At 66.1% G+C, this 4,836-nt stretch carries 7 protein-coding genes; 4 read left to right on the plus strand and 3 right to left on the minus strand.

What is annotated here, in order from left to right; all coding sequences use genetic code 11:
- The first annotated feature begins 538 nt into the window (after positions 1 to 538).
- On the plus strand, positions 539 to 862 hold the full coding sequence (locus IEW15_RS24780; protein WP_188583103.1) for a DUF6916 family protein: 324 nt from the start codon (positions 539 to 541) through the stop codon (positions 860 to 862).
- On the opposite strand, the gene IEW15_RS24785 is transcribed toward IEW15_RS24780, so the two are convergent.
- Both IEW15_RS24785 and IEW15_RS24790 read right to left on the minus strand, forming a co-directional pair.
- A complete protein-coding gene (locus IEW15_RS24785; RefSeq protein ID WP_188583105.1) occupies positions 844 to 1,425 on the minus strand; it encodes a GNAT family N-acetyltransferase in 582 nt (193 codons plus the stop codon). The genes IEW15_RS24780 and IEW15_RS24785 overlap by 19 nt on opposite strands.
- A gap of 57 nt (positions 1,426 to 1,482) precedes the next feature.
- Complete coding sequence (locus IEW15_RS24790) at positions 1,483 to 1,764, minus strand: PqqD family peptide modification chaperone (protein WP_188583107.1); 282 nt, start codon at positions 1,762 to 1,764, stop codon at positions 1,483 to 1,485.
- Positions 1,765 to 2,010: 246 nt separating this feature from the next.
- Here IEW15_RS24790 and IEW15_RS26420 point away from each other — a divergent pair, with 246 nt between their 5' ends.
- The 3 genes from IEW15_RS26420 to IEW15_RS24800 all read left to right on the plus strand — a co-directional run bounded on the left by IEW15_RS26420 (position 2,011) and on the right by IEW15_RS24800 (position 3,561).
- Positions 2,011 to 2,541, plus strand: a complete 531-nt coding sequence (locus IEW15_RS26420; RefSeq protein ID WP_268237206.1) for a carbonic anhydrase — start codon at positions 2,011 to 2,013, stop codon at positions 2,539 to 2,541.
- Entirely contained in the window at positions 2,514 to 2,726 is a 213-nt protein-coding gene (locus IEW15_RS26425; RefSeq protein ID WP_268237207.1) for a carbonic anhydrase, read from the plus strand. The genes IEW15_RS26420 and IEW15_RS26425 overlap by 28 nt, the downstream gene beginning before the upstream one ends.
- A gap of 139 nt (positions 2,727 to 2,865) precedes the next feature.
- Entirely contained in the window at positions 2,866 to 3,561 is a 696-nt protein-coding gene (locus IEW15_RS24800; RefSeq protein WP_188583109.1) for a class I SAM-dependent methyltransferase, read from the plus strand.
- Positions 3,562 to 3,588: 27 nt separating this feature from the next.
- Here the strand turns inward: IEW15_RS24800 and IEW15_RS24805 are convergent, their stop codons facing one another.
- Entirely contained in the window at positions 3,589 to 4,605 is a 1,017-nt protein-coding gene (locus IEW15_RS24805; RefSeq protein ID WP_188583112.1) for a pyridoxamine 5'-phosphate oxidase family protein, read from the minus strand.
- Positions 4,606 to 4,836: the final 231 nt, after the last annotated feature.

The following is a 4,836-nucleotide window of genomic DNA, read 5'->3' on the forward strand; positions in this document are numbered from 1 at the left end:
CATCGCCTCCATCCGACGCACCGCACGGTTCATCGCAAGGGCTTGAAATCAATGGGTATTAGTTTTGAGTCCGACTCTGAGCCCCTGCCACGTCATTTATGAATATAAAGTGGGGCCATCCGCGTCGCGTTCAAAGGCCGCCACAGTCACCTCCGAGACGATGTTCAACGCCAGCAATGGCTTCTTCCACACCCGGGCCGTCTGGCCCGATATCTCATCAGCCCGCGCACGGCAGTCGTCAGCCTGGATCTCAATCATTGTGCACCTTACCCAATCGCAAATGGCATCCGTATGCCAAGACTACAACACTGCGCGCGTGACCGCAAAGCAGGTTCATTGGCAATCCCCCGATGTTTCCGACGGACCGGGAAATACCCCATGGGTCCGTCAACCGGCCGGGCGATAGATCCGGTGCCAGGTCATCAGGCGCCCCCGCGATCCGCATGCCGGCCATTGCATCGCCCGCCGGAATAGCCGACCCTGCGCCAACAGCCGTCACCCTGGCCATCAACAACGTTCCATGCCGGATCCGATCCCCATGACCGTCGTCTTCCGCAGCCCCGACCAGTTGACCGCCGCCGATTTCGAAGCCGTGATCGACAGTCTTTTCGAGGTTCCGGGTCAGTCACCCGATCTGCCGCTTGAACGCCTGATCCTGCGGCAGGTGGTCCGGCACGAGCCGGCCAGGCCCCTCGATCGCGACCGCTTCAGCCTGCTCCTGCACGGCAGCCGCACAGACATGGCGATCGATGGCCAGATCGTCGGTCTGGTTCACGAGGTGCTGGGGGCGATGCGCCTGTTCACGGTGCCGATCGGCCGCAATGCCGATGGCACGGTGCGCTATCAGATCGTGTTCAGTTGACCGTCCGACAGGTCGGTTTCGCCGGTGTAATGGCCCCAGGTCATGAACACATAGGGGCCGTGCAGCTTGCGATCGGTGAAGCCCAGGCGCTGATACAGCCGACGGGCCGGGTTGTAGCTCTCAACATGCAGGCCGACATGGCGCCCGGTCGCGGCTGCCTCGTCGATCAGCACACGGATCATCGCCGTGCCCCAGCCCTGGCCGGTATATTCGGGCAGCAGAATGATATCGACCAGCCGGATCTCGTCGACGCCGTGGTCGATATACAGCCGGCCGACCGGCACGCCATGCCGGGTGATGATCAGAAACGCGGTCGTCAGATAGTGGGTAGTGTAGTGATGGTCCTGAAGCCGGAACTGATCGGCCAGGAAGGCGCGCCGGGTCTCTTCCGGCCAATCGGTGCCGTTGGCCAGTTCCGCCCAGCGGAACGAGATATACAGATCGCGCAGGAAGCCGGTGTCGTCGGCGCCGCGCGGCCGCACCGCCAACCCCTGGGCCGTCAGGGCCTCGGGCATCCGGAACGGCAGGTTCTGGTGGTCGGGGGCGGTGATATCGTCGGTCATCGATCCGGAGCCTGACGCTGAAAGCGGCGCCGGCGGGCGGCGCCAGATGGCGGGGGATCAGCCCTGCACACGCACCAGATCGTGCTCGGCCATCCGGTCCAGAAGCTCGATCAGATCGGCTTCGATCTGTGCGGCGTCGCCCTCATAATCGGCCACCAGCGCATCGCGCAGCACGGCCACGCCCTGCGGTGCCTCAAGCCGGGACCAGATGTCGGAACCGATCTCGTCCAGGCCGTAATAATTGCCCAGGTCGATATGCATCAGCACCACTTCGCCATCGATCTCGGCGATCATCAGGTCATCATTGCGGGTGATGGTATCAGCGAGCGTGATCGCCATGCGCGTGATCGTCCTTCGAGAGAGGCGTTGCGTCAACCGACGGGTGATCGGAGATCGGCCGCCCAGGCGCCTGATTGACCATCAGTGACCATACGGCGCTTTATATATGCGCAACACGGCCTGTAGCGTCACCCTATTTCACACGGGTGATCACGACCATGATCACGGGCCGGGGTCGGGGAGACGGGCATCATGCACACACAGCCATCCACAGACAACCATCCGCCATCCATCAGGCGGCGCAGCATGCTGCGTCTGATGGGCGCGGGAATGGTCAGCGCCGGGCTGATGACCGGCCTCGCCGGTCTTGGCGCCGGCCGGCCGGCCTGGGCGGCCAATAGCGGCCCGGCGCCGCTCGACCGGCCGGACGGGGCGGCGGCGCTGGCGCGGCTGATGGCCGGCAATCTCCGCTGGGCCGAAGGCCGGCCGCAGGCGCGCGACCCGATGCTCGGCCGCGCGGAGCAGGCCGTTGCGCAATATCCGATCGCGGCGGTGCTGTCCTGCGCCGACAGCCGCGTTGCGCCGGAACTCGCCTTCGATCAGGGGTCGGGTGAGATCTTTGCCGTGCGTCTGGCGGGCAATTTCGCCAATGATGATGGCATCGCCAGCCTTGAATATGCGGTCGCGGTGCTGGGCGTGCCGTTGCTGATGGTGCTGGGGCATTCGGGCTGCGGGGCCGTGTCCGCGACCATCGACGTCATCCGCAACGCCACCGTGCTGCCGGGGCAATGCCCGGTCTGGTCGATGCCATGCGCCCGGGCATCGAGCCGGTGGTGACACAGTCCGCGGGCAGCCTGTCGCCCGCCGCGCTGCTGGCCGAAGCCACCATCGCCAATGTCCACCACACGCTTCGCGATCTGCGCGGCACCAGCCCGGTGCTCTCGCGCGCCATCGCCGAAGGCCGTGTCGCCACCGCCGGCGCTGTCTATGATATCGCAAGTGGTAAAGTGACGCTGATCTGATCAGTCATGGGGTAGACGGCTGGAGGCGGGGTCGCGACACGGCATGGCGGCCCTGCCGGCTTGACATGCGCCACATCATGTAACATTAATAGATACATGAAATGACGCCACCCGACATCCGGACCAGCGGAGACAGCCGATGCCCCCTGACGAGACTGATTTCCTGCGATCCTTTTCCGACCCCGCCGCGATCGCACATTACACCGACGGTCCGCGCCGCTTCCTGCCCGGCTTCGCCGATATGCACCGCATGGCCTGTGTGCTGCTCGCCGAAGCCGCGCCATCCGACGCGCGCGTGCTGGTTCTGGGTGCCGGCGGCGGCCTGGAACTGAAGGCCTTCGCCGAGGCGCAGCCGGGCTGGCGCTTCGACGGCGTCGATCCGGCGGCCCCGATGCTGGCGCTTGCCCGGCAGACCCTGGGCGCCCTCAATCCCCGCGTCCAGCTTCACCACGGCTATATCGACGACGCGCCCGACGGCCCGTTCGATGCCGCCACCTGCCTGTTGACCCTGCACTTTCTGGCATCGGAAGAGCGCCGGCGCACCATCGCCCAGATCCACCGGCGCCTGAAGCCGGGCGCGCCCTTCGTGGCGGTCCATTCCAGCTTTCCGCAGGGGCCGGAGGAACGGCCGCTGTGGCTGTCGCGATACGCGGCGTTCGCAGCGGCCTCGGGCGTCGATCCCGATCAGGCCCGCGCCGCCCATGCCGCGGTCGCAAGACATCTGCCGCTGCTGTCGCCAGAGCAGGATGAAGCCCTGTTGCGGGATGCCGGGTTTTCAGGGGTCAGCCCGTTCTTCGCCGCCTTCACCTGGCGCGGCTGGGTCGCCTATGCCTGACCGGCGCCCGCCCGCGCCGGACGGCGATCAGTACAGGCCGTCCTTGTAATTCTTGTCCAGGCTCTTCTTCAGCAGGCCCTGCACGCCCGGCACCGACAGCGCGGCATTGGTCAGCATGCCGCCAAGGCCCTTGTTCTTGTTCAGCTTCATATGCTGCGCGAACAGCGCCGCCGGATTGATGTCGTCGGGCGGGCTGCCGGCCGGCCACAATCGCGCCCGCGTCAGGCCCGGGCTGTCATACAGCGTGATCGCGGGGTTTTCGATGCAGACCGCAAGCGCCGGCATCTTGCCCTGTACCGTGAACGGCGCGCGCACGGCCTCGTCGTCGGAAATCCGCGCCCGCCCCGACAGCCGCGCCACATGGGTCGTTCCCGGCACCAGCAGCAAAGCCGCCACCTGTGGCTGGGTGATGATGTTGCGGAGGCTGTCGATGCGCCGGTTTCCCGGCCGGTCGGCGAACCACAGCCCGGCACCGTCCAGCCGCACCATCGCCCCCGCCGGATCGCCCTTGGGGCTCAGATCGGCGCGGCCGCCGGCATCCATCGTCCCCAGACCCATGAAGCGGCTGCACGCGACGACCGACCCGATATCCGCGGGCGGCGTGGCGTCGGGCACCGCCTGCCAGAAATCCGACCGGATCAGCGCCTTGCCGCAATGGCCATAGCATTCCTCGACCGCGATGCGGATCTCATGGTCATCGGCCTGCGTGACCCGACCATTGACCCGCAGCATTTCGCGGATGCCGACCAGAGGAAACATCAGCCCTGCCCCGTCACCGACGCGGATCATGGTCGCGTCATCCAGCAGGGCGGTTGGCAGCCGCACCTCCCGCCGGTCGGCGGCGGCAAAGCCGGCCGCCCCGCCCGCCAGCGTCGCGGTGATACCCCGCGCCACCGTTCCGAAGGCTGCAAGGACGATCGGCGCGGCACCGATCCAGCGCAACGCGCCGGCATCGAGATGATCGATGACCTTCAGCATCATCGGCACCGGCGCCGTGCCGATGATGGCCTCCAATTCGGCTTCGGCGTGGATTGTTCTGGTCATGTGGCGATACCCGCGGCTGTCTTCAGGTGGTCGGATGGGCTGTGACATCCCACCACCTCCCTGTTGCCACTCAGGTTAGCGGCTTTACCGCCTGTCGACATTGGGCAAGACTGTCAAAGGATTCTGCAATGTCGCCAATCCGCTGGATACGGGGATGTCCCGCCCGATGTTGAAAAGGGCTCGGCGGACGTCGCTGGTTGATGAGGCTATGCAGCCTCGCAGACGGGGTCA

It is taken from the genome of Tistrella bauzanensis, from assembly GCF_014636235.1.
In the GTDB taxonomy this organism is placed as follows: Bacteria; Pseudomonadota; Alphaproteobacteria; order Tistrellales; family Tistrellaceae; genus Tistrella; species Tistrella bauzanensis.

Coding starts and splice junctions, on each gene's coding strand:
- IEW15_RS24790 (WP_188583107.1), bottom strand. CDS start 1,764: ATGGCGATCACGCTCGCTGATACCATCACCCGCAATGATGACCTGATG.
- IEW15_RS26425 (WP_268237207.1), top strand. CDS start 2,514: ATGCGCCCGGGCATCGAGCCGGTGGTGACACAGTCCGCGGGCAGCCTG.
- IEW15_RS24785 (WP_188583105.1), bottom strand. CDS start 1,425: ATGACCGACGATATCACCGCCCCCGACCACCAGAACCTGCCGTTCCGG.
- IEW15_RS24805 (WP_188583112.1), bottom strand. CDS start 4,605: ATGACCAGAACAATCCACGCCGAAGCCGAATTGGAGGCCATCATCGGC.
- IEW15_RS26420 (WP_268237206.1), top strand. CDS start 2,011: ATGCTGCGTCTGATGGGCGCGGGAATGGTCAGCGCCGGGCTGATGACC.
- IEW15_RS24780 (WP_188583103.1), top strand. CDS start 539: ATGACCGTCGTCTTCCGCAGCCCCGACCAGTTGACCGCCGCCGATTTC.
- IEW15_RS24800 (WP_188583109.1), top strand. CDS start 2,866: ATGCCCCCTGACGAGACTGATTTCCTGCGATCCTTTTCCGACCCCGCC.